This window comes from Microbacterium lacusdiani, from assembly GCF_054779895.1.
Genome location: NZ_BAAGXJ010000001.1, coordinates 245,327 through 267,460, shown reverse-complemented (window position 1 = coordinate 267,460; position 22,134 = coordinate 245,327). Strand labels below are relative to the sequence as shown.

The window sequence follows — 22,134 nt, the reverse complement described above, 5'->3', positions numbered from 1 at the left end:
TCAGCCGCCGATGCCGATGAACGCGAAGATCGGGCCGATCGAGACGGCTCCCATGTACCAGGTCAGCAGGGTGGCGAGCGTGCCCACGACGAGCAGCCAGACCGGGTAGCGGTAGCCGCCCAGGATGTCCCGCTGCCGGAACCAGCCGATGTACATGAAGATCGTCATGCCGATGGGGAGGATGAGCCCGTTGAAGCCGCCCACGAACACCAGGATGGCGGCGGGAGCCGCGCCGATGGCCAGGTAGAAGCCGAGCGAGACCACGATGAAGGCGACGGTCGTGATCTGCAGCGGCCATCCCGATCCGAGCTTCTTCGAGAAGGTCGAGATGAACGTCGCGGACGTGTACGCGGCCCCGATGACCGAGGTGATCGCCGCGGCCCAGAAGATCGCGCCGAAGATGCGGATGCCCGCGTCGCCGAGGACCGCGCCGAACGCCTGGCCGGCAGGGTTCGCCGCCTGGCTCGACAGGTCGAGGGTCACGCCGGAGGCGACGACGCCGAGGATCGCGAGGAAGAGCACATAGCGCATGACGCCCGTGACGAGGATTCCGCTGATCGACGCGCGATGCACGGACGCCACGTGCTCGGGGCCGGTCTTGCCGGACTCCAGGTAGCGGTGCGCTCCCGCGTAGGTGATGTACCCGCCGACCGTTCCGCCGACGATGGTCGTGATGGTGGCGAAGTTCAGCTCGTCCGGGACGAACGTCTGGCGCAGCGCGTCGCCGACGGGCGGCTGGGACACGATCGCGACGATGAGGGTCAGGACGATCATGACGATGCCGAGCACCATGACGACGGCGTCGACCACGCGCCCCGCGCGCTTGTAGAGGAAGATGCCGATCGCGAGGAGCGCCGAGAGCAGCCCTCCGATCTTGGCGTCGATGCCGAGCAGCGCGTTCAGGCCGAGGCCCGCGCCCGCGATGTTGCCGATGTTGAAGGCGAGGCCGCCGATCACGATGAGGGTCGCGAGCACATGCCCCGAGAACGGGATCGCCGAGTTCGCGAGATCGCCGGCGCGCTTTCCCGAGACCGTGATCATCCGCCACACGTTCATCTGCAGCGCGAAGTCGATCAGCACCGAGGCGAGGATCGCGAACGCGAACGCGGCGCCGAGCTGGGCGGTGAACGTGGCGGTCTGGGTGATGAAGCCGGGTCCGATGGCCGAGGTGGCCATCAGGAAGATCGCGCCGAGGATCGGTCCGCGACGCGAGCGGGCGAACGTCTTCGCCCGCTCGGCGGTGGTGGTCTCGCTCATGTCGTGCTCCTCTGGGGAAAGGGCCTGCGGGATGTGGGAAGCGGTCGCGGTGGGGCGCACGACCTGATGTCGAACAACATCCCACGGATTGTTGAACAATCCAAGTCGTTTTTGTTTCAATCCTGTTGCGGCGCGCTCGCGGGCCCGCCGTAGGATTCCTGCATGCCCGCCCACGACGAGACGCTCGCCGACGTGCTGCGGCAGCGAATCATCGCCGGTGATTTCGCGCCCGGCACGCGGTTGTCGGAGACCTCGCTCTCCGAGTTCTTCGGCGTCTCGCGCAACACGCTGCGCGAGGCGTTCCGCGTCCTGGTCGAGCAGGGCCTGATCGAGCACATCCCCCATCGGGGCGCGTCCGTCGCGTCGCCCACGGTCGCCGACGTGATCGACATCTATCGCGCCCGGCGCACGATAGAGCCGGCCGTGCTCGCCGCGGGGTCCCCGCTGCACCCTGCCGTGGACGCGATGCGCGACGCGGTCGAGGCGAGCGAGGCGGCCCTGTCCGCGAAGGACTGGCGGGCGGTCGGCACCTCCAACATGGCGTTCCACGCGGCCATCGTGGCGCTGGCGGACAGCCCGCGCCTCGGACGTCTGTTCCGCGACATCGCCGCGGAGCTCCGCCTGGCGTTCCTCGAGATCGACAGCCCCGAGGCGCTGCACGCCCCCTACGTGCCCCGGAACCGGGCCGTGCTCGAGGCATTCCTGACCGAAGGCGGACCGGCCGCATCCGACGAGCTGCACGCGTACCTCGTCCATTCCGAGCAGACCGTGCTCGGGGCGTTCACGCGGCTCGGACGCCGCTAACCCTCCGCCCGGAGCCGCTCCCACAGCGCGTCGGTCTGCACGAGCGTGTCGTCGAGGGATCCGGACGTGTCGATCACGACATCCGCGAGCTTCAGGCGCTCCTCGTCGGGCACCTGGTTGGCGATGCGCGCACGCGCCTCGTCCTCGCTCATGCCTCGGTGCTCCACCATGCGCGCGACGCGGACGTCGGCCGGCGCGTGGGCGACGACCACGGTGTCCCACTCCCCCGTGCCGCGGGCCTCCGCCAGCAGCGGCACGTCGTAGACCACGACGGCGCGAGGGTCCGCGTCGAACGCCGCGCGGAACCGGCGCTGCGACTCCGCCTTCACCGCCGGGTGGACGATCCCGTTGAGCGCCGCCAGCCGGTCGCGGTCGCCGAAGACGAGCGCACCGAGCGCGGCGCGGTCGAGCGCGCCGGCGGCGGTCAGCACGCCGTCGCCGAACTCCGCCGCGATGGCCGCGAGCACCGGCGTCCCCGGCTGCTGCAGCTCGCGCACGAGCGCGTCGGCGTCGACCACCACGGCGCCGTGCTCGGCCAGGCGGCGGGCGATCGTGGACTTGCCGGACGCGATTCCGCCGGTGAGCGCGACGAGGGGCATGCCAGCAGTCTGGCACGCCCCTTGCGCGCTGATCTGCGGTCGCCGCCCGGATCAGACCGTCCCGGCGGGCGGCCAGACGCCGATGATGATCGCCATGACCACGACCGTGACGAGCTCGTGCGCGATGTTCATGAGCGTCAGCTGGCCCGGCCGGCCCTCGAACGCGTCGTGCGTGATGAAGCGCGCGGCGGTGAGGCCCGCCCACAGCAGCACGGCGGTGACGAGCGCGGCCATGAGGTAGCTGCCCTGGTAGAAGTGCCAGGCGATGGTGATCGCCCCGGCGAGCACCCAGGCTGTGATGAAGCTGACGACCACGGTCACGACGATGGGCACGGTCGCGTCCTTGCCGGTGCCCTCCATCGACACCCCAGCCAGCTGCGACCACCGGGTGCCGAAGAGCTTCGGCGCGTACCAGACCGAGCCGACGACCATGCTCGAGAGGGTGGCCAGGACGACGGCCCAGTAGTTGATCTCAGGAATCATGCCGCGACTGTACCGCGCGCCCGCCTCGCCGCGCGGGAGGCCGATCGAACGATCGCACTGCGGCCCCTTGCCGGTGTCGGCGGCCGGGCATACCGTGAGCGCGTGGGATGCCACCCCACGACGAAAGGGCAGTCATGGCACACGGAGACGTCACACACCTCGAGATCCCGGTCTCGGACCTGGAGAAGGGCAAGGCCTTCTACGCCGACCTGTTCGGCTGGCAGATCGAGGCTCCGCCGGGCTTCGAGGAGTACCCCATGTGGCAGAACCCCAACGGCGTCAGCGGCGGCGCGCTCACGCCGCGCGAGGAGGGCTTCACGCAGCCGCGCTCGATCGTCGAGGTCGACTCGATCGACGACACGCTCGCGAAGGCCGTCGCCGGCGGCGGCGAGATCGTCAAGGAGCGGACGCCGATCACCGAGACCAGCTGGTGGGCGCTGTTCCGCGACCCCGACGGCAACGTGGTCGGGCTGTTCGAGGGATCGATGTGATCACGTGACGACATGACGGGGCCGGGGCCGCACGGACATCCGTGCGGCCCCGGATCGGGTCGGTCGGTCAGCGCGACAGCAGCTGGCGCTTCGAGCTGATCACGCCGGTGTCGAAGCCGGCCAGGTGCAGGCCGCCGTGGAAGCGCGCGTGCTCGATCTTGACGCAGCGGTCCATCACGACGGACAGGCCTGCGGCCTCCGCGAGCGCCGCGGCCTCCTCGTTCCAGGAGCCGAGCTGCAGCCACAGGGTCTTGGCGCCCACGTCGATCGCCTCCTGCGCGACGCCCGGCAGATCCTCGTGGCGGCGGAACACGTCGACGAGGTCGGGCACGACCGGCAGGTCGGCGAGCGACTTGTAGGCCGGGCGCCCCAGGATCGACTCGGCACGCGGGTTCACGAAGTACACGTCGTACGGCGAGCTTCCCAGCAGGTACGTCGCGACGAAGTAGCTCGCGCGCGCCGGGTTGTCGGACGCGCCGACGATCGCGATCGACTTGGTCGCGCGCAGGATCTCGTAGCGGTCCTGCGCTCCCGGGCCGACCCAGGTGCGGCCCGCGACCGGGGCCGAGGCCCAGGGCAGCTCGCAGGCCACGATGCCGCTTGCGCTCATCGGTTGACTCCCGTCGCCTCGGTGAGGGCCTGATCCAGGTCCCAGATGATGTCCTCGACGTCCTCCAGGCCGACCGAGATGCGGATCAGGTCGGCCGGGACCCCCGCGGCGACCAGCTGCTCGGGCGTGAGCTGCTGGTGCGTGGTGGACGCCGGGTGGATGACCAGCGTACGCGCGTCGCCGATGTTCGCCAGGTGCGAGGCCAGCTTGACCGAGTCGATGAAGCTCTCGCCCGCGGCACGGGCCGCGGCGGCGCGCTCGGCGTTGTCCGCGAACTCGCCGGCCGGCTTGACGCCGAACGCGAAGACCGAGCCGGGCCCGAGGGGGAAGTACTTCTGCGCGCGCTCGTGGTGCGGGTGCCCCTCGAGGCCGGCCCACGTCACGAACGAGACTCGCGGGTCGGTCGACAGCCACTCGGCGACCACGCGCGCGTTCGCGACGTGCGCGTCGATCCGCTGCGGCAGCGTCTCGACGCCCTGCAGCAGGTTGAACGCCGCCTGCGGCGTCAGGGCCGGGCCGATGTCGCGCAGCTGCTCGCTGCGGAGCTTGGTGAGGAAGCCGTACTCGCCGAAGTTGTCCCACCAGCGGATGCCGCCGTACGACGGCACCGGCTCGGTCATGGTCGGGAACTTCCCGTTCCCCCAGTCGAACTTGCCGGACTCGATCACGATGCCGCCGAGCGTCGTGCCGTGGCCGCCGAGGAACTTGGTGACCGAGTGGATCACGATGTCGGCGCCGTGCTCGAGCGGGCGCGACAGGTACGGCGTCGCGAGCGTCGCGTCGACCACGAGCGGCACACCGGCGGCGTGCGCGACCTCGGCGAGGCCCGCGATGTCCGCGATCTCGCCGCCGGGGTTGCCGATCGCCTCGGTGTAGACGACCTTCGTGTTCGGGCGGATCGCGGCGGCGAAGTCGGCCGGGTCGCTCGAGGCGACGAACGTGGTGTCGACGCCGAAGCGGCGCAGCGTCACGTCGAGCTGCGTGATCGTGCCGCCGTACAGCTGCGCCGAGGCGACCACGTGGTCGCCCGCGCCGACCAGCGCGGCGAACGTGATGAACTCCGCGCTCATGCCGCTCGACGTGGCGACCGCTCCGATGCCGCCCTCGAGCGACGCCAGGCGCTCCTCGAGCGCCGCGACCGTCGGGTTGCCGATGCGCGAGTAGATGTTGCCGTACTTCTGCAGCGCGAACAGGTTCGCGGCGTCCTGCGCCCCGTCGAAGACGAACGACGTCGTCTGGTAGATCGGCACCGCGCGGGCGCCCGTGGCGGCGTCGGGGGTGCCGCCCGCGTGCAGCGCGCGCGTGCGGAACCCGAAACGGTGCTCCTCGGATTTCGGCTCGGTCACTTCGTTCCCTCGCTCAATCTGGTCGCTTCGCGACGCATCACAGGTTCTCCTTCTGGTGGGGCTTCTGGGCGGACTCCACCGCGGCGCGCACGCCGTCGACGGCCCAGGGGTTCTGCAGCGACGTCGTGTCGCCCAACTCGTCACCCTGCCACAGCTGCGCGAGCAGGCGGCGCAGGATCTTGCCCGAGCGCGTCTTGGGCAGCTCCGGCACGAACACGATGTGCTTGGGCTTGGCGACGGGCCCGATGTCGCGAGCGACCTGCGCGCGCAGCTCGTCCGCGTCCACGTCCTCGCGCGCCGCGACGAAGGCCGCGACCGCCTGGCCCGTGAGCGGGTCGGCGACGCCGGCGACGCCGGCCTCGCCGACCGCGGGGTGCGCGACCAGCGACGACTCGATCTCGATGGTCGACAGGCGGTGCCCCGACACGTTCACGACGTCGTCGAGGCGGCCGAGGATCCAGACGTTGCCGTCGGCGTCGATCGTCGCGCCGTCGCCCGCGACGTAGTACGCCCCGTGCTCCCCCTTGCCCGCGTAGGGCGCCCAGTACGAGTCGCGGTAGCGCTGCGGGTTCCCCCACACCGTGCGGGCCATCCCGGGCCAGGGACGGCGCACCACGAGCGTGCCGGCGCGGCCGGGCGCGACGGGCTCACCCTGCTCGTCGACCACCGCGGCGTCGATGCCCGGCAGCGGCACGGTGGCCGATCCGGGCTTGAGCGTGGTCACTCCCGGCAGGGGCGCGATCATCGCGGCGCCGGTCTCGGACTGCCACCACGTGTCGACCACGGGCACCTCGTCGCGGCCGTGGTTGCGGCGGAACCACACCCACGCCTCGGGGTTGATGGCCTCGCCGACCGTGCCGAGCAGGCGGATGGTCGACAGGTCGTACCCCTCGGGGATGCGCTCGCCCCACCACGTCATGAACGTGCGGATGAGCGTGGGGGCCGTGTAGTACACGGTCACGCCGTAGCGCTGGATGATCTCGAGGTGCCGCACCTGCGAGGGGGTGTCCGGCGTTCCCTCGTAGATCACCTGGGTGAGGCCGTTGGACAGCGGGCCGTACAGCTCGTAGGTGTGCGCGGTGACCCAGGCGAGGTCGGCGGTGCACCAGTGCACGTCGTCGGGCTTGGCGTCGAAGTGCGCCCAGTGCGCCCAGCTCGCGTGCGTCAGGTAGCCGCCCGAGGTGTGGACGAGACCCTTGGGCTTCCCGGTCGTGCCCGACGTGTAGATGATGAACAGCGGGTGCTCGGCGTCGAACGGCTGCGGCTCGTGCACGTCCGGCGCGGTCTCGACCACGTCGTGCCACCAGACGTCGCGGCCCTCGGTCCACGGCACGTCCTGACCCGTGCGGCGCACCACGAGCACGTGCTCGAGGTGCGCGATGCCGGCCGCCGCGGCGTCGGCGTTGGACTTGACCTCCACGGCCTTGCCGCGGCGCCACTGGCCGTCGCTGGTGACGAGCAGCTTGGCGCCCGTGTCCTCGATCCGGAACCGCACGGCCTCGGCGGAGAAGCCGCCGAACACGAGCGAGTGGACGGCGCCGATCCGCGCGCATGCGAGCGCGATCACGACGGTCTCGACGAGGACCGGCAGGTACACGACCACGCGGTCGCCGGGCTCGATGCCGAGCGCCAGCAGGCCGTTCGCGGCCTGCGACACGCGGCGCTGCAGGTCGGCGTACGTCACGGTGACACGATCGCCGGGCTCGCCCTCGAAATGCAGCGCGACCTTGTCGCCCCGGCCGGCGGCGACGTGCCGGTCGACGCAGTTCGCGGCGACGTTCAGCCGTCCGCCCACGAACCAGCGTGCGGCCGGGACGCTCAGTTCGCCGTCGGGCCCGGCGACGGGCGGCTCCCACTCGTGCGCGGTGTGCCACGGCTCGGCCCAGTCGAGGCGGCGCGCCGCCTCCTCCCAGAATGCGATGGGGTCCGCCGCGGCGCGCGCGTACGCCTCGGCGCCCACGTTCGCCTGCGCGGCGAACGCGGCGGGCGCGGGGTATGCGCGCGTCTCCACGAGGCGGCTCTCCTCGGCGGAGGGCGCCAGCTCGGTCGCATCCGTCATCACAGCCACCTCTTCAGCACGGCCCGCTCGAACAGGACGAGCAGGGCGTTGGTCAGGGTGCCCAGCAGGGCGAGCAGCACGATCGCGAGCAGGATGCGGTCGACGCGACCGGTCTGCTGCGAGTCGGTGAGCAGCCAGCCGAGGCCCATCGACGACGCGATGAGCTCAGCCGCCACCAGGAAGAGCCACGCCTGCGCGAGAGCGAGGCGGAGGCCCGACACCAGGGACGGCACGACGGCCGGCAGCTGGATCGTGCGCAGGAGCGACCAGCCGCGCAGCCCGAAGGAGCGGCCGGCCTCGACCAGATGCGGGTCGACGCGGCGCAGCGCGGCGGCCACGGTCGTGTAGACGGGGAAGAACGCGCCGATCGCGATCAGCGTGATCTTGGACTCCTCGCCGATCTGCAGCCACAGGATGAGCAGCGGCACCCAGGCGAGCGACGGCACGGCCCGCACTGCGACCAGCGTCGGGCTGAGCAGGATGTCCCCGATGCGGGACAGGCCGACGATCGCGGCGGCCGCGAGCCCGATGACCGCCCCGGCCAGGAAGCCGATCACCACGCGCTGCGTCGAGATCGCGATGTGGAGCCACAGGCTGCCGTCGCCGATGAGCTGCCCGGCCGCCTGCACGACGGACAGCGGCGCCGGCAGGCGGTAGACGGGCACCGCGCCGGAGGCCGTGGCGATCTGCCATACGGTCACCAGCAGGACCGGCAGCGCGAGCCCTCCGACGACCCGGACGGACGTGCGCGACCACCACGGCCGCGCCGCGACCGGCGCCGCGGGGGCGCCGGTCGCGGCGTGCGTGCCGGAAGGCTGCGTCACTGTCCCGTGGCCTGCTTCGCGAAGGAGTCCTCGATGATCGACTCGAGGGCGGCGTCGACGGCCTCCTGGCCGCCCGCGACGTCGCCCGACTCCACGATCACCGGCGCGATCTTCTCGAGCACCGCGAGCTGGTCGGCGCCGGGAACCCCCGAGACGTCCAGGTTCGAGCGCTCCTCGATCACCGTGGCCGCGACGACGGGGGCGATGCCCGCGGCCTCGGCCAGCAGCGCCGCGGTCTCCTCCGGGTGCTCGAGAGCCCACGCGCGGGCCTCCTCGTACGCGTCGACGATCACCTGGGCGACATCCGCGTGGTTCTCGATGAAGTCCTCGGTCGCGTTGAGGAAGCCGTAGGTGTTGAAGTCGACGTTGCGGTAGATGAGCTGCGCGCCCGACTCGACCTCGGCGGCCGCCATGATCGGGTCCAGCCCCGCCCACGCGTCGACCGAGCCGCCCTCGAGCGCCGCGCGCCCGTCGGCGTGCTGCAGGTTCTGCACCTCGACGTCGTCCAGCGACAGGCCCGCGGTCTCGAGCGCCTGCAGCAGGAAGAAGTACGGGTCGGTGCCCTTCGTGGCCGCGATCGAGGCGCCCTCGAGCTGCTCGACCGACGTGATCTCGCTGTCGGCGCCGACCACGAGGGCCGACCACTCGGGCTGCGAGTAGATGTCGATCACCTTGATCGGCGAGCCGTTGGCACGCGCGAACAGCGCCGCCGATCCGGCGGTGGACGCGACGTCGGCGGAGCCCGAGCGCAGCAGCTCGTTGGCCTTGTTCGAGCCGGCGGACTGCACCCACTCGACCTCGACGCCGTCGCCGAGCGCCGCCTCGATCAGGCCCTGGTCGCGGACCACGAGGCTCAGCGGGTTGTAGGTCGCCCAGTCGACCGTGACCGTGTCGGTCGACCACTCGGCCTCTCCCGACGCGGCCGCGGGAGCCGGCGCGTTCTCGCCCGCGACGCAGCCCGTGGCGACCATCGCCATGGCGCCGACCAGAGCGAGCGTCGGGACGGTGCGGCGGATGAGAGTGCTCATCGGTTCTCCTTGCGGGTGGTGGGGTGATGGTGGGTGTGCACGCCGAGCCCTTCCAGCAGGCCCGTGCGCAGATCCGCGAGCGCGCGATCGGCGCGGTCGCGAGGTCGGGAGCCCGGGACGGTGACGACCCGGGCGATGGAGCGGGGCGCGCCGGGGGCGGCCGCCGTCGCGGGCTCGTGGCGCTCCACGGCGACGGGCACCGCAGCTCCGGCGTCGCCGATGCCGGCGCCGGAGCCCAGCGCGACGACACGCGCGCGCTGGGCTGCGGGCGCCTCGGTCGGGTCGACGGCCGGGGCGTGGAGCGAGCGCAGCAGCAGGACGCGGTCGCCCAGATACAGGGCCTCCTCGACGTCGTGCGTCACGAGCAGGATGGTCGTCGGCTCGGCCGCGTGGATGTCCAGCAGCAGGTCCTGCATCCGCAGCCGCGTGAGCGCGTCGAGCGCGCCGAACGGCTCGTCGAGCAGCAGCACACCGGGGTTCCGCGCCAGCGCACGCGCGAGCGAGGCGCGCTGCGCCATGCCGCCCGAGACCTCGCGCGGGCGCTGGTCGGCGGCGTGCTCGAGACCGACGAGGTGCAGCAGCTCGCGGACGCGCTCGCGCCCCTCCCGGCGACCGGCGCGGCTGCTCAGCGTCCCGCGCGGCAGGCCGAGCTCGACGTTCTGCGCGAGCGTGCGCCACGGCAGCAGGCGCGGCTCCTGGAACGCCACGGCCGTGCGCTCATCCGTGTCAGACAGTGCGGTGCCGTCCAGGGTGATGGACCCGGCGGTCGGGGCGTCCAGCCCCGCGATCAGGCGCAGAAGCGTGGATTTGCCGCACCCGGACGGGCCGATGACCGAGAGGATCTCGCCGGGCGCGAGATCGATGTCGATGTCGCGCAGCACCTCGCGCGATCCGCCGGGCGCGGCGAAGGTGCGTCCGACGCCGGTCAGCGTGACGGCGCCGGCGCGCGCAGGGGCGACCGTTGGGGTGGGGAGGGACATCTCCCCCATGCTGACGCCGCGGACGCCGTCGTCCGAATCCGGCGCAATATGACGTCACATTCGGGCGGACCGCGCGACATCCGCCAGAATTCGCCTCCGCGGAAACGGAAGACGGGGCCGGATCCCGGAGGATCCGACCCCGTCTCAGGGTGTCAGCTGAGGATCAGCGACCGGCCAGCTTCTCGCGCAGAGCCGCGAGCGCCTCGTCGTCGGCCAGGGTGCCGGCGCCGGCCGACTCCGAGCTGAACGACGAGCCGGCGGCGAAGTCGTCGCCCGCCTCGGCCTCGGCCTCGGCGGCCTTGGCCACCTGAGCCTTGTGCTGCTCCCAGCGGGCCTGGGCGGCGGCGTACTCCTGCTCCCACTTCTCGCGGGCCTCGTCGAAGCCCTCGAGCCACTGGTTGGTCTCCGGGTCGAAGCCCTCGGGGTACTTGTACTCGCCGTTCTCGTCGTACTCGGTGACCATGCCGTACAGCGCCGGGTCGAACTCGGTGCCGTTGGGGTCGACCATCTCGTTCGCCTGCTTGAGCGAGAGCGAGATGCGGCGACGGTCGAGGTCGATGTCGATGACGCGGACGAAGACCTCCTCGCCCACCGAGACGACCTGCTCGGCCAGCTCGACGTGCTTCGACGACAGCTCCGAGATGTGCACGAGGCCCTCGATGCCGTCGGCGACGCGGACGAACGCACCGAACGGAACCAGCTTGGTGACCTTGCCCGGCGTGATCTGACCGATCGCGTGCGTGCGGGCGAAGACCTGCCACGGGTCCTCCTGGGTCGCCTTGAGCGACAGCGAGACGCGCTCGCGGTCCAGGTCGACCTCGAGGATCTCGACGGTGACCTCCTGGCCGACCTCGACGACCTCGGAGGCGTGCTCGATGTGCTTCCACGACAGCTCCGAGACGTGCACGAGGCCGTCCACGCCGCCGAGGTCGACGAACGCACCGAAGTTGACGATCGACGAGACGACGCCCTTGCGGACCTGACCCTTGTGCAGGTTGTTCAGGAACTGCGTGCGCGTGGCCGACTGCGTCTCCTCGAGGAGGGCGCGGCGCGAGAGCACGACGTTGTTGCGGTTCTTGTCGAGCTCGAGGATCTTGGCCTCGATCTCCTGGCCGAGGTACGGCGTGAGGTCGCGGACGCGGCGCAGCTCGATGAGCGACGCGGGCAGGAAGCCGCGCAGGCCGATGTCGACGATGAGACCGCCCTTGACGACCTCGATGACGGTGCCGGTGACGACGCCGTCGTTCTCCTTGATCTTCTCCACGTCGCCCCAGGCGCGCTCGTACTGCGCGCGCTTCTTCGACAGGATCAGACGGCCTTCCTTGTCCTCCTTCTGGAGGACCAGGGCCTCGACGACGTCGCCGACGCTGACGACCTCGTTGGGGTCGACGTCGTGCTTGATGGAGAGCTCGCGCGAGGGGATGACGCCCTCGGTCTTGAAGCTCACGTCCAGCAGCACCTCGTCGCGGTCGATCTTGACGATCGTGCCCTCGATGATGTCGCCGTCGTTGAAGGACTTGAGGGTCTTCTCGACCGCGGCCAGGAAGTCCTCAGCAGAGCCGATGTCGTTGATCGCGACCTGCTTGGTGGCCGGGGCGGTCGTTGCGTTAGTCATGTAGTGGGTTGTCCTTGTTGGATTGTTTGCTCGGGCCGCGGCTCGGTCCCGACCTCCGGTGCCCCGGACGCGCGAGACCACGGTTCGAACCGCGGCAGTTGGATTGTTCTCTTTCATCACGCGGTGGTCCGTCGCGGGAGGACCCGGATGACGCGCACACGCGTGACAGTTCAGGATATCAGAGTCGTGGGTCCGTTCGGGGGCCCGGATGCGCTGGGATCGCCCCGCAACAGGACACGCTCGCTCGTCCACAGCCTCAGGGCGCGGGCGATGCCTTCCTCATCACACGAGATCACCCCCGCGCGTCGGCATCGAACGCCTACGTTCGCGGCATGTGCATCACGTCGAGCCCTCGATTCTCGATCGTCGAAGTGCGTCGCATCGGCGACGCGGAACCGGAGCGGGTGTTCCGGATGCTCGCCGACGCGCCGATCCGCATTCTCGCGCGCGCCATGCAGCTCACGACCGGCGACGAAAGCAGCTGGGTGCACGAAGCCGAGTCCGACTGGTCGCTGGCCGAGCTCGGTCGACGCGGGTGGGGCGGGGAGGACGACGAACCGGGCTGCGACGAGCCGCTCGGCCCCGGGTACCGCGTCACCATCACCGGGTCCGAACCGGCCGAGGTCGGCGACTCCACCGTTCTCCTGCTCCGCTGCGGCGCCGAGCACCTGCCCAGGTTCTCGTGGTGGGATCTCGCGACGCCGATCGATCCGACACTTCTGCAACGCGACCTCGACATCGAGTTCGGGTTCGTGCCACGCCTGGTCGATCCCTGGCGCGCGGACGGCCCGGCACCCGGATCCCGGCTTGCAGACCTGTGCGCCCACCTGCCGCCGATCGACCGCGTGGCATTGGAGTCCCACCTCGAACAGCATGGACTGCTGCACCCCGCTCCCCTCGATGCACGGGAGACCACGGAGCTGACGTGGGCATTCGCGGCACTCGGCGACGCGATCGGCGGCGGCATCCCACAGGGCGCGGATGGCGGTCTCACGGCCGGATTCACCGAGGAGCTCGCGGGCACCCTGGGCTGGGAGCACACGCACGCGGGCGCGCTGATCGATGCCGCATGGCGGCATCGGCTGATGCGCCGGCTGCGCGGCCGGATCCTCACGACCAACCGGGGTCGGCTGAACAGCGCCAGAAGCAAGGCCGACATCGCCATTGACGCCGTCGGACTCTCCGCTCGCCATCCCTGGTCCGGGTCGCGAGAGACCGGCTCGACGCTCGCACTCCTCGCGATCGCCGACGGGATCGGCGAGCGCCTGGCCGACATCCCTTCCCTGCTCGCCGAAGCCCTCTCTCCTCTCGACGCACCCCGGGGAACGCACCCGCACGCCGAGTTCATCGGCGACCGCAGTCGCGAGACCCTCGCCCGCGACGATCTCCCCGACGTGCTCGCAGGCCTCGCTCTGCTCAGCGCACGTGGAGCACACGGCGTGATCACCCCACCGATGCGTCGACTCGCGAACCACCTCGCGGTGCAGCCGCGACGGTTCAGCCCCTTCTGAAGCGAGCATGCATGTTCTACAATGAAGCACATGTCGGAGATCGGGATCCGCGAGCTCAAGCAGAACGCCTCCGCCGTGGTCGCGCGGGTCACGGCGGGTGAAACCGTGGTGATCACCGACCGACGTCGCCCCGTGGCCCAGCTCTCGCCTCTGCCGCAATCGCCGCTCGAGCAGCTGCGAACGGCCGGTCAGGCCCGCACCGCGAGACGGTCGCTCGACGAGCTCGGGATGCCACCGGGCGGCATCGACGAGAGCGGGCGGGTGACCGCGGCCCTCCTCGCGCTGCGTGAAGACGAACGGCACTGAGCGTGGCCCACTACCTGGACACGTCCGCACTGGTGAAGCTGGCCGTGCATGAGGCCGAGAGCGCGGCACTGTTCGCCTGGGCGAAGGGTTACGGCGGCGATGCGCTCGTGACGTCGGATATCGCGCGAACGGAGCTTATGCGCGCCCTGCGGCGCTCGGCTCCCGACGCCGCGCAGCGCGGGCGCATCGTGCTGGAGAGCGTCACGCTCATCGGCCTGATCCCGCAGATCCTCGACGCGGCGGGCCGCCTCGAACCCGTGACGCTGCGCAGTCTCGACGCGATCCATCTCTCCTCAGCGCTCGCGCTGGGCGACGACCTGGAGTCGCTCGTCACCTATGACGAACGACTCGCTGACGCGACGCGCGCATACGGCATCCCGGTCACCGCACCGGCCTGATCCGCACGACAGCCCCGCCTGGACGCCCGCAGCCCAGGTCACATCATCCGTCGCGAGATCACATCCGTCCCGCGAGATCACCCGCGGATGCATGTCTCCTCGCCGCGCGGATGTGATCTCGGTACCGGATGGAAGCCCGCTCAGCCCGCGGCGAGCGCGCTCCACGCCACGACGGCCGCGGCGGCCGACCACGCCTGGGGCCGGCACGCGGCCGGGTACGGCGTGGGCGCCGCGGTCTCGGTCGCGGGGTCGCCGCTGTGCAGCTCGGGAACGCGATAGCCGAACCCGTCAGCCGCGGCGATCAGCCCCTCGACCACCGCGCGGGCCTCGTCGCGCAGGCCCGCGCGCAGCATGCCGTGCGCGGCGATCGCGGTGTCGTGCGCCCACACGCTGCCGCCGTGGTACGACAGCGGCCAGTACCCTCCGGCCTCCGTCGACATGGTGCGGATGCCGTAGCCGGACGACATCGACTCCCCCAGCAGGAGCGACGCCACGTGGAGCTCGTCGTCGGGGTCCAGGATGCCCGTGCCGATCAGGTGCCCGATGTTGCTGGTGAGCGTGTCCACCGGGCGCTTGTCGCGGTCGAGCGCGACGGCCGGATAGCGGCCCTCGGGTGTCGACACCCAGTACGCGTCCGCGAACCGGTCGCGCAGCGTCGCGGCCCACTCGCGCAGGCCCGACGCGTCCTCGCCGAAGCGATCGAGCACGTCCGCGCCCCCGAGGACCGCCTCGTACGCGTACCCCTGCACCTCGCACAGCGCGATGGGCCCCTGCGCGAGCGCGCCGTCGCGCCACTGGATCGAGTCGCCCGAGTCCTTCCAGCCCTGGTTCGCGAGGCCGCGCCCCGATCGGTCGAGGTAGTCCAGGAACCCGTCGCCGTCGCTGTCGCCGTGCTCGGTGATCCACGTCAGGGCGCGCCGCAGCGCCGGGAGCAGCGCGCGGACCTCGTCCTCCGGCATGCCGGCGCGCCACGCGTCGACGAGCAGGCACACCCACAGCGGCGTCGAGTCGACGCTCCCGTAGTACGTGGGCGGCAGCACTACCTGCTCCCCCGGGATCTCGAGCGTCGTCGCGCGCAGCTCGTGCAGGATCTTGCCCGGCTCCTGCGCGGAGTCCGGATCGTCCTCGGCGCCCTGCAGACGGGCGAGGACGCGCAGTGTGGATGCCGCGATGCTCGCGTCGACAGGGAGCAGGAGCCGCGCGGCCCAGATCGAGTCCCGGCCGAACAGCGTGAAGAACCACGGCGCTCCGGCCGCGTAGAACTCGTCCTCGGGCGCGTCCGGGAGCGCGAGCCGCAGCGCGTCGAGGTCGTCGAGCGCCGTGGCGAGCCACCGGGCCAGGCGCGGCTCGGATCCCGCGACGGATGCGGCGAGCGCGGGCGCGTCCCACGGGGCCCGGCGCGCGGCCGGACGCACCACGAGCGTGTCGTCCGACAGCGCGACGACCCAGTCCACCGACACGCTTCCGCGCGGGGGCGCCGAGACGCGCCACTCCAGCTCGACGAGCTCCTCGGCGATCCGCTCCTCCCCCCGGTGCGCCACCACGGTGAACCGGTGCGTCCCTGCGGCGACCGCGACCGATCCCTCGGTCGACAGCACCTCGAACTCCGCCGGCTCGGCCTCCCCCGCCTTGACCGCGTGCAGCGACGCGAACTCGGGCCGCAGCCGCACGCGCAGCGTCGCCTCGACGGGTGTCGCCAGGCCGTTGCGCAGCTCGAGCCGCTCCCGCACCGCGGCCCCCTCCACGACCCTGTCCCGGATCAGCCGCACGCGCGGATCCGGCATCGGATCGTCGATCCCCCGCAGGAGCCCCGAGAACACGATGCGCGACGCGCCCGGGCGCGACGTCCCGATCCACTCGATCGGCGACTCGTCGCACGACAGCGTCACCGCCCGCACGTGCCGGACGTCGCCGTGGTAGATCCCGTCGATCGCTGCGGCTCCCAGGTCCCCTCCCGCGCCGGACCACACCTGCGTCGGCGCGCGCAGCACGACCTCGGCCGCGTTCAGGAGCGGCTGCAGCGCGGGGGGCGCGGCCGCGTCGTCGAGCGTCATTCCTTCACTGCTCCTTCGCTGGCGTTCATGATGCGGCGCTGGAACACGAAGAACAGCACCGCGACGGGGATCGTCATGATGGCCGCCGCCGCGAGCTTCAGCGGGTACTGGCTGCCCTGGCTCAGCTGCCCGCTCGCGAGCGACGCGACGCCCTTCGTCAGGGTCGTCAGCTCGGGCGACTGCGTCGAGACGATGAAGTGGTTCAGCTCGTTCCACGACCCCTGGAACGACAGGATGATGATCGTGATGAGCGCCGGGCGCGCCATGGGCAGCACGACGGACCAGAACGTGCGGAACACGCCGGCGCCGTCGATCCTCGCCTGCTCCTCGACCGCGGTCGGGATGGACTCGAAGAAGTTCTTCATGATGAACACGCCCGCGGCATCCACCAGCAGCGGCAGCACCATGCCCGCGTACGAGTCGTACATGCCGAGCTGGTTGATCACGAGGAACTTCGGGATGAGCAGCACGACGGCGGGCACCGACATCACCGCCACCAGGGCCGCGAACACCACACCGCGCCCGCGGAACCGCAGGCGCGCAAGGGCGTAGCCCGCGAGCGAGTTGAAGAACACCCGTCCGGCGGTGACGAGGATCGTCACGAGCGCCGAGTTCGTGAACCAGACCGGGAAGTCCGAGTGCAGGAACAGCCGCTCGTACGCGGCCCAGGTGAACGTCGCGGGGAACAGCGAGACGGGCGAGGACGCGGCCTCCGCATCCGGCTTGAACGACGTGGCCACCTGCACCAGGAACGGATAGATGTACACGAGCGCGACCGCCGCGAGCACCGCGTACAGCAGGATCTGCCGCGCCATCACCCCGCCGGATCCCGCGCGGCGCACGCGCAGCGCCGACCCGCTCATCGGACGACCCCCACCCGCGCCTGGTCGACGCTCTCGGCCATGAGCATCCGCCGGCGCGAGACCGGGCGGTCGCGCAGCGCCCACCGCTGGATGAGCGTCATCAGCACGATGATCGCGAACAGGATGAACGCGATCGCCGCGCCCTGACCCCACTCCTGCGACAGGAAGGCCGAGTGGTAGCTCAGGTACGCGGGCGTGAGGGTGGTCTTGCCGGGCGCACCCTGCGTGCCGGTGTAGATCTGGTCGAAGACCTGCCAGCACCCGATCAAGCCGAGCGTGAGCACCGCGAACAGCGTGGGCCGCAGCTGCGGCAGCGTGACCTGCCAGAACCGCTGCCAGGCGTTCGCGCCGTCGACCATCGCCGCCTCCGTCACGTCGCCGCCGAGGTTCTGCAGCGCCGCGAGGAACAGCAGCATGAAGGTGCCCGACGTGGTGAACACCGCCATCGCGATGAACGCGCTCATCGCGACGGAGGGCCCGGCGAGCCAGTCCCACCACGTCACGCCGAGCGCCCGGTTCTCGGCCAGGGCGCCGGTCGGCTGCGTGATCCCGAGCGCGCCCAGCGCGATGTGCACGATGCCGCGCGGATCGTTGAACCAGTTCGGGCCCGCCGCCCCGATGTACGACATCACGCGGTTCACGACGCCGTTGGTCGAGAACAGGAACAGCCACAGCACCGTGATGGCGACAGAGCTGGTCACGGACGGGAAGTAGAACGCCGTGCGGAAGAAGCCCTTGCCACGCAGCGCCGCGCCGTTCACCAGGACCGCCAGCAGCAGCGCGAGCGCGGTCTGCACGGGGACCACGAGCAGCACGTACCAGGCGTTGTTGCGCAGGGCGATGCCGAAGTCGCGCTCGGCCAGCCCGCCGCCCGCCGTCACGGCCGCGTAGTTGTCCGTCCCCACGTACGACACCGACGGCGACAGCGGGCTGCCTCGCCCCGTCCAGTCGCTCACGCTGACCCACAGGGCCATCAGCACGGGCAGGAAGAGGAAGACGCCGAGGATGATCACCACCGGAAGGGTGAAGATCCAGCCGGCGGCGCCCTCGCCGCGCCGGATCCCGGAGGGACCGGTGCGGCGAGGGCGGGCGGATCGCGCGGTCGAGGCGGTCATGGTCGCCGCCCGTCAGCCGAGCGCGGCTTCGAGGTTCCCCTGCACCGACTGCAGGATGGCCGCCGGGTCTCCGTCGCGCAGACCCTCGAGCTGGGCGTTGAAGTCGGTGATGATGTCGGCCGACCCCTCGATGTTCGGCGGGAACTGCGCGTACTCGGCCCCGTCCAGGAACGGCGCGAGCTCCGGGTTCGCCGACTGCCACTCCTGCGCGGCCGACTGGATGGACGGCATGGGGCCGAAGGCCTCCGAGAACGCGAGCTGCTGCTCCGTGCTGGTCAGGTACTCCACGAGCTCGAGCGCCGCCTCCTGGTTCGGGCTGTCCGCCGCCATGCCCCAGCAGTTGGTGAACTGCAGCGTGCCCTCGCCGCCCGGGCCCGCCGGGAGCGGCGCGACCGTGTAGTTCACGTCGGGGTAGTCGTTGGTCATCGCGCCGCCGATCCAGTTGCCCTCGATGACCATCGCGGCCGCGCCGGTCCCGAACGCTTCGCCACCCCAGCCAGCGCCGATGTCGGCGGCGTACGCGAACGATCCGTCGGTCAGGCGGTCCTTGACGTACTGCAGAGCCTCGACGTTGGCGTCGCTGTCGGCGATCGCCTCGCCGCCCTCGATCAGACCTCCCCCGGCCTGCGCCATGAAGACGCCGATGCGCTGGTACTCGGCGCCGAACGCCAGGCCCACGCGGTCCTCGGTCGTGAGCTGCCCGGCGACCGCGGTGAGGTCCTCCCAGGTGGTCGGGATGTCGGCCTCGGTGAGCCCCGCCTCCTCCCACATGTCCTGGTTGATGATCAGCGCCAGCGTCGAGAAGTCCTTCGGAGCGCAGTAGAACTCGCCGTCGTATGTGAAGTTCTCCACGAGCGACGGGTAGAAGTCGTCCTTGTTCTCGAGCTGGTCGCCGTACGGCGCCAGGGAGCCGTTGCTCGCGTACCCGGCCAGAGCGTCGGTCGACAGGTAGAACAGGTCGGGCGGCGATCCGGCGGCGAAGCCCTGCGACAGCTGCTGCGGCAGGTCGTTCGCGACCTGGACGCTCGCCTCGACGCCCGACTCCTCGGACCAGGCGGCCACCGCCTCCTCGACCGCCGCGGTCTCGGCGTCGCCGGACGATCCGATCAGGATGCTGAGCTCGCCCGTGGGCGCCTCGCCGGTCGGCTCGCCGCCGCCCCCGCCCCCGTCGTCGAAGCCGGAGCCGCATCCCGCGAACAGGGCGGTGGTGGCGAGGAGTGCGGTGGCGCCGAGCGCCCGTGTGCTGCTGTGCCGTGCCATGAGACTCTTCTCCTTTGACGAGGCCTGACGGCGGGTGATCCGGATTTGATCGTTCAACTCCCGGTGTTGGGGATCACAGTATGAACGTTCCAATGTCTCTGTCAAGAGGGGTGCGCGAAGGCCTAGGATGAGCCACTACCGGCGCATGCCGGAGACGACGAAGGGGACGGGATGAGCCGGGCGCCGAGACTGCAGGATGTCGCGCTGGCCGCGGGCGTCTCACGGCAGACGGTCTCGAACGTGATCAACTCCCCCGAGATCGTGCGTGAGGACACGCGCGTCCGAGTCATCAAGGCCATCGCGGATCTCGGGTATCGCCCGCACGCCGCGGCGCGCAGCCTGCGCACCCGCCGCAGCTCGACGATCGCGGTGCATCTCGACCCGTACGCCGGCGGCGTCTCGGGCGTCGTGCTCGACCGCTTCGTGCACGCCCTGGCGGACCTCGCCGGGGATCGGGGGATGCGGGTCCTGCTCTACACGGCGCGGACCGAGGCCGAGGAGATCGCCCGCCTCGGCGACCTGCTGGACGGCGGTGAGGCCGACGCGATCATCATCACCGGCACGTATCACGGGGACCCGCGCACGCAGTGGCTGGCACGGCGCGGCACGCGGTTCGTGGCCTTCGGGCGCCCGTGGGGCGACGACGACCACCACGCGTGGGTCGACGTCGACGGGGCGGCCGGCACGCGCAAGGCGGCGCTCTGGGCCGTGGAGCACGCGGGCCCGGATGTGGCGTTCCTGGGCTGGCCCTCGGGATCGGGCACAGGCGACGACCGCGAGAGCGGGTGGCGCGCCGTCGTGCCGGAGGGCCGCGGGGTGCGGCTGGTCTCGGAGGAGAGCGTGAGTGCGGCGCGGGCGGTGGTCGGCGAGGCGCTCGCCTCCGGCGCGGCCTTCGACGCGCTGGTGTGCGCGAGCGACGCCCTGGCGATGGGCGCGCATCTGGCCGCCGTCGCCGCCGGCCGTCCGGAGCTGCCGATCATCGGCTTCGACAACACGCCGGCGGCCGAGGCCATGGGGCTGAGCAGCGTGGAGCAGCTCCCCGAGCAGGTGGCGTCGGCCGCCCTGGATCTGCTGCTGGCATCCGGAGACGACCGCCCGGAGGACCGCCACGTGCTCGTGGAGCCGCAGCTCGTCGTGCGCGGATCCGCCGACGACGGGCAGGAGTGACCGGGGCGGACTGCCCGCCCGGAGCGCCCTGCCGCGGGAGCCCCTGCGCGATATCGTTCTCGCAGAACAGCTGAGGAGGCCCCATGTCGCTGCCCCCGAACCACGACGACGGCGCCACGCCGGAGTCCCCGACGCCTCCGACGCCCCCGTCGCCGGCGGACGACGATGCGCCGCAGTTCCAGGCGCCCACGACCCGGACGTCGGTCCCGGAGTACACGCTTCCGCCCGCGCCCGTGCCCGACCCGTAGTTCACGGTCCCGCCGCCGCCCCCGCCCGGCTCGCCCGAGGCCGCGGCCGGTGCCTACGCCGCCGCGTCCCCCGGCGCGCCGCAGCCCAGCGCGCCGCAGCCCGGCGCGGCGTCCGCCGACCAGGGCTACCCGTCCTCGCCTCCGCTTCCTCCGTACGCCGCGGCCCAGCCGCAGGGTTATCCCGGGGCGCCGTCCGGCGGCTATCCGGGCGCGCAGGCCGACGCGGGCTACCCCGGCGCCCCCTACCCCGGCGCACCCTATGGCGGAGCCCCGTACGGCGGCGTCCCGGTCGCGCCGCCCAGCGCGCCCGGCAAGGGCCTCGCGATCACCGCGCTCGTGCTCGGCATCCTGGGCTTCCTCGGCTCGCTCATCCCGTTCGGGATCTTCGTGGCCGGCCTCCTGCTGCTCGCCGCGATCGTGATCGGCATCATCGTGCTGGTCCGCCGGATGCCCGGCAGGGGTCTGGGCATCGCGGGCCTCGCGCTCGGCGTGATCGGCCTGATCGCCGGGGTCGTCTCGACCGTCGCGACCGTGAGCTTCCTCACGACGCAGATGCCGACGATCATCCAGGACGAGTGCGAGAACCAGGGCCTCAGCCCGGAGGAGTGCGAGGCCCTCATGCAGGGCGGCGGCACGGACGGCGACCCCTCGGGCGCGCCGGCCGATCCCGGTGCCGACGCCGTGCCGATCGCGATCGGCACCCCGTTCGAGGTGCCCATGGTCGAGGGCACGGCGCAGGTGACGGTCAACTCGGTCACGACGTCGGCGGACGCGCTTCCGGGCACCGACATCACGCCCGTCAACGGGGAGTTCCTGCTGATCGACATGACGTGGGAGGTCACGTCGGGTTCGGTGGAGTACGTCGACGGCTATGACTTCGTGGAGCTCCTCGATTCGGAAGGCGAGTGGTACTTCAGCGAGTACGACTTCGAGGGCTACCTCGCGTCCGACGCCCTGGAGACGGGCGGCACCGTGGCGGGCCTGGTGGCGTTCGACGTCGACCCGGCCACGGGACCGTTCGTGATGGAGATCTACGACGAGAACTACGAGCTCGCGTTCCGGGGCGACGTTCCCACGAGCTGAGCTCGCTCGTGCGGGGACGGCCCGGTCCGGTCA

General features: G+C 71.5%; 22 protein-coding genes. 8 read left to right on the top strand and 14 right to left on the bottom strand.

The features are described from left to right. The gene (locus ACYVGN_RS01325; RefSeq protein ID WP_055989493.1) at nucleotides 1-1,257 is read right to left on the bottom strand and encodes an NRAMP family divalent metal transporter; all 1,257 of its coding nucleotides are present in this window, start codon (nucleotides 1,255-1,257) and stop codon (nucleotides 1-3) included. A gap of 162 nt (nucleotides 1,258-1,419) precedes the next feature. On the opposite strand from ACYVGN_RS01325, the gene ACYVGN_RS01320 reads away from it, so the two are divergent. Then, nucleotides 1,420-2,061 carry a GntR family transcriptional regulator gene (locus ACYVGN_RS01320; RefSeq protein WP_055989496.1) on the top strand — a complete coding sequence of 214 codons (642 nt, stop codon included), beginning with the start codon at nucleotides 1,420-1,422 and terminating at the stop codon, nucleotides 2,059-2,061. Here ACYVGN_RS01320 and coaE read toward each other — a convergent pair. Together coaE and ACYVGN_RS01310 are read right to left on the bottom strand one after the other, a co-directional pair. Then, complete coding sequence (coaE, locus tag ACYVGN_RS01315) at nucleotides 2,058-2,660, bottom strand: dephospho-CoA kinase (protein ID WP_460788266.1); 603 nt, start codon at nucleotides 2,658-2,660, stop codon at nucleotides 2,058-2,060. The two genes, ACYVGN_RS01320 and coaE, sit on opposite strands and share 4 nt — an antisense overlap. A gap of 51 nt (nucleotides 2,661-2,711) precedes the next feature. Continuing rightward, nucleotides 2,712-3,143 (bottom strand): DUF1761 domain-containing protein, encoded by a 432-nt coding sequence (locus tag ACYVGN_RS01310; RefSeq protein WP_460788265.1) that lies wholly within the window; start codon nucleotides 3,141-3,143, stop codon nucleotides 2,712-2,714. A gap of 134 nt (nucleotides 3,144-3,277) precedes the next feature. Here ACYVGN_RS01310 and ACYVGN_RS01305 point away from each other — a divergent pair, with 134 nt between their 5' ends. Continuing rightward, a complete protein-coding gene (locus tag ACYVGN_RS01305) occupies nucleotides 3,278-3,634 on the top strand; it encodes a VOC family protein (RefSeq protein WP_055989502.1) in 357 nt (118 codons plus the stop codon). Nucleotides 3,635-3,701: 67 nt separating this feature from the next. Here ACYVGN_RS01305 and ACYVGN_RS01300 read toward each other — a convergent pair whose 3' ends face one another. The 7 genes from ACYVGN_RS01300 to rpsA form a co-directional block, all read right to left on the bottom strand. Then, nucleotides 3,702-4,244, bottom strand: a complete 543-nt coding sequence (locus ACYVGN_RS01300) for a CoA-binding protein (RefSeq protein WP_055989505.1) — start codon at nucleotides 4,242-4,244, stop codon at nucleotides 3,702-3,704. Further along, nucleotides 4,241-5,590: an O-acetylhomoserine aminocarboxypropyltransferase/cysteine synthase family protein gene (locus tag ACYVGN_RS01295; RefSeq protein ID WP_460788262.1), complete on the bottom strand. Its 1,350-nt coding sequence runs from the start codon at nucleotides 5,588-5,590 to the stop codon at nucleotides 4,241-4,243. The genes ACYVGN_RS01300 and ACYVGN_RS01295 overlap by 4 nt, the downstream gene beginning before the upstream one ends. A gap of 37 nt (nucleotides 5,591-5,627) precedes the next feature. After that, on the bottom strand, nucleotides 5,628-7,649 hold the full coding sequence (gene acs / locus ACYVGN_RS01290) for an acetate--CoA ligase (protein WP_460788260.1): 2,022 nt from the start codon (nucleotides 7,647-7,649) through the stop codon (nucleotides 5,628-5,630). Beyond that, a complete protein-coding gene (locus ACYVGN_RS01285) occupies nucleotides 7,649-8,473 on the bottom strand; it encodes an ABC transporter permease (protein WP_460788259.1) in 825 nt (274 codons plus the stop codon). Before ACYVGN_RS01285 ends, acs begins: the two co-directional genes overlap by 1 nt. Continuing rightward, nucleotides 8,470-9,501, bottom strand: a complete 1,032-nt coding sequence (locus ACYVGN_RS01280) for an aliphatic sulfonate ABC transporter substrate-binding protein (protein ID WP_460788257.1) — start codon at nucleotides 9,499-9,501, stop codon at nucleotides 8,470-8,472. The genes ACYVGN_RS01285 and ACYVGN_RS01280 overlap by 4 nt, the downstream gene beginning before the upstream one ends. Beyond that, nucleotides 9,498-10,481, bottom strand: coding sequence for an ABC transporter ATP-binding protein (locus ACYVGN_RS01275; RefSeq protein WP_460788255.1), 984 nt, complete (start codon nucleotides 10,479-10,481; stop codon nucleotides 9,498-9,500). The genes ACYVGN_RS01280 and ACYVGN_RS01275 overlap by 4 nt, the downstream gene beginning before the upstream one ends. 163 nt (nucleotides 10,482-10,644) lie before the next feature. After that, the gene (gene rpsA / locus ACYVGN_RS01270) at nucleotides 10,645-12,096 is read right to left on the bottom strand and encodes a 30S ribosomal protein S1 (RefSeq protein WP_055989519.1); all 1,452 of its coding nucleotides are present in this window, start codon (nucleotides 12,094-12,096) and stop codon (nucleotides 10,645-10,647) included. Nucleotides 12,097-12,428: 332 nt separating this feature from the next. On the opposite strand from rpsA, the gene ACYVGN_RS01265 reads away from it, so the two are divergent. From ACYVGN_RS01265 to ACYVGN_RS01255, 3 genes are read left to right on the top strand one after another with little or no spacing between them, the layout of a single operon-like run. Then, nucleotides 12,429-13,607, top strand: a complete 1,179-nt coding sequence (locus ACYVGN_RS01265) for a hypothetical protein (protein WP_460788253.1) — start codon at nucleotides 12,429-12,431, stop codon at nucleotides 13,605-13,607. A 30-nt stretch (nucleotides 13,608-13,637) separates the two neighbouring features. Continuing rightward, nucleotides 13,638-13,913, top strand: coding sequence for a type II toxin-antitoxin system Phd/YefM family antitoxin (locus tag ACYVGN_RS01260; protein WP_055989526.1), 276 nt, complete (start codon nucleotides 13,638-13,640; stop codon nucleotides 13,911-13,913). Nucleotides 13,914-13,915: 2 nt separating this feature from the next. Beyond that, nucleotides 13,916-14,311, top strand: a complete 396-nt coding sequence (locus ACYVGN_RS01255; protein ID WP_460788251.1) for a type II toxin-antitoxin system VapC family toxin — start codon at nucleotides 13,916-13,918, stop codon at nucleotides 14,309-14,311. Between the two features lie 140 nt (nucleotides 14,312-14,451). On the opposite strand, the gene ACYVGN_RS01250 is transcribed toward ACYVGN_RS01255, so the two are convergent. Genes ACYVGN_RS01250 through ACYVGN_RS01235 form a run of 4 tightly spaced genes read right to left on the bottom strand, consistent with a single transcriptional unit; the run spans nucleotide 14,452 to nucleotide 19,603 of the window. Further along, on the bottom strand, nucleotides 14,452-16,365 hold the full coding sequence (locus ACYVGN_RS01250; protein ID WP_460788249.1) for a glycogen debranching N-terminal domain-containing protein: 1,914 nt from the start codon (nucleotides 16,363-16,365) through the stop codon (nucleotides 14,452-14,454). After that, nucleotides 16,362-17,228: a carbohydrate ABC transporter permease gene (locus ACYVGN_RS01245; protein ID WP_055989536.1), complete on the bottom strand. Its 867-nt coding sequence runs from the start codon at nucleotides 17,226-17,228 to the stop codon at nucleotides 16,362-16,364. The genes ACYVGN_RS01250 and ACYVGN_RS01245 overlap by 4 nt, the downstream gene beginning before the upstream one ends. After that, nucleotides 17,225-18,343, bottom strand: a complete 1,119-nt coding sequence (locus ACYVGN_RS01240) for a carbohydrate ABC transporter permease (RefSeq protein ID WP_460788247.1) — start codon at nucleotides 18,341-18,343, stop codon at nucleotides 17,225-17,227. The genes ACYVGN_RS01245 and ACYVGN_RS01240 overlap by 4 nt, the downstream gene beginning before the upstream one ends. Before the next feature lie 12 nt (nucleotides 18,344-18,355). After that, the gene (locus ACYVGN_RS01235) at nucleotides 18,356-19,603 is read right to left on the bottom strand and encodes a sugar ABC transporter substrate-binding protein (RefSeq protein WP_055989542.1); all 1,248 of its coding nucleotides are present in this window, start codon (nucleotides 19,601-19,603) and stop codon (nucleotides 18,356-18,358) included. A 171-nt stretch (nucleotides 19,604-19,774) separates the two neighbouring features. Between ACYVGN_RS01235 and ACYVGN_RS01230 the strand changes: the two genes are divergently transcribed. The 3 genes from ACYVGN_RS01230 to ACYVGN_RS01220 all read left to right on the top strand — a co-directional run bounded on the left by ACYVGN_RS01230 (nucleotide 19,775) and on the right by ACYVGN_RS01220 (nucleotide 22,101). Further along, complete coding sequence (locus tag ACYVGN_RS01230; RefSeq protein WP_460788245.1) at nucleotides 19,775-20,770, top strand: LacI family DNA-binding transcriptional regulator; 996 nt, start codon at nucleotides 19,775-19,777, stop codon at nucleotides 20,768-20,770. Between the two features lie 83 nt (nucleotides 20,771-20,853). Next, on the top strand, nucleotides 20,854-21,018 hold the full coding sequence (locus tag ACYVGN_RS01225) for a hypothetical protein (RefSeq protein ID WP_460788243.1): 165 nt from the start codon (nucleotides 20,854-20,856) through the stop codon (nucleotides 21,016-21,018). Nucleotides 21,019-21,354: 336 nt separating this feature from the next. Beyond that, nucleotides 21,355-22,101 carry a DUF4352 domain-containing protein gene (locus ACYVGN_RS01220; RefSeq protein ID WP_460788242.1) on the top strand — a complete coding sequence of 249 codons (747 nt, stop codon included), beginning with the start codon at nucleotides 21,355-21,357 and terminating at the stop codon, nucleotides 22,099-22,101. Nucleotides 22,102-22,134 lie beyond the last annotated feature (33 nt).